This window comes from Buttiauxella gaviniae ATCC 51604 (assembly GCF_001654835.1).
Classification (GTDB): Bacteria; Pseudomonadota; Gammaproteobacteria; order Enterobacterales; family Enterobacteriaceae; genus Buttiauxella; species Buttiauxella gaviniae.
In genome coordinates this window covers 1-977 of record NZ_LXEP01000088.1, presented here as the reverse complement: position 1 = coordinate 977, position 977 = coordinate 1, and the positions used below count along the sequence as shown (strand labels likewise).

The window sequence follows — 977 nt, the reverse complement described above, 5'->3', positions numbered from 1 at the left end:
TGTGAAAACCGACACGGTGACCCTGACCTATACGGCTGCCCAGAACCTGGCGGGGGCCACGGCGGGCACCGCAACCGCGCCGGTGTCCGTGCCGGCTGACGGCACCAGTACCCCGACCACCACCGTACCGATCGCCGGTGCGGACGGTCAGCCCCTGAAAAATACCGCCGTCACCGTGAAGGTGAACGGCACCGACCAGACGGTGACCACCGACAGCAACGGTAACGCCACGCTGACCCTGCCGGCCTCGACCACCCCGGGTGACCAGTCCATTCCGGTGGTGTTGAACGGCAGCAGCCAGAATGTGCCTGTGAGTTATACGAATACGCCGGCCCAGAACCTGGCGGGTGCCACCGCGGGTACCGCAACCGCGCCGGCCTCCGTGCCGGCTGACGGTATCAGTACCCCGACCACCACCGTATCCGTCACCGGCGCGGACGGTCAGCCCCTGAAAGACACCGCCGTCACCGTGACGGTGAACGGCACCGACCAGACGGTGACCACCGACAGCAACGGCAAGGCCACGCTGACCCTGCCGGCGTCCACCACCCCGGGTGATCAATCCATTCCGGTGGTGTTTAACGGCAGCAGCCAGGACGTGTCTGTGACCTACAGCCCGACCCAGGCCCAGCTGGCCGCGTCCGTGGATGCATCGAAATCGGCCTTCACCACCAGTCCGGCCAGCATTCCGGCGGATAACAGCACCACCACCACCCTGAGCTTCACACCGAAGGACAGCCATGGTAATCCGGTGACCGGCCTGAACAACGTGACCTTTGCGGTGACGGGTGTGACCGGTGCCACGGTGAGTGCGGTGACGGAAAATAACGGTGTCTACACCGCGACCCTGACAGGCAGCAGCCCGGGTTCCGCGACGGTGACGGCGAACGCGAACGGCACGGCGGAGAACACCGCCACCGTGACCCTGACCCATACGGCCGCCCAGAACCTGGCGGGGGCCACGGCAGGCACCGCAT

1 protein-coding gene is annotated in these 977 nt (G+C 66.4%); it reads left to right on the top strand.

Annotation, left to right across the window (positions count from 1 at the left end; genetic code table 11):
* Positions 1-977, top strand: a 977-nt coding sequence (locus tag M977_RS23810; protein ID WP_167351121.1) for an Ig-like domain-containing protein, incomplete at both ends; no start/stop codon positions are given.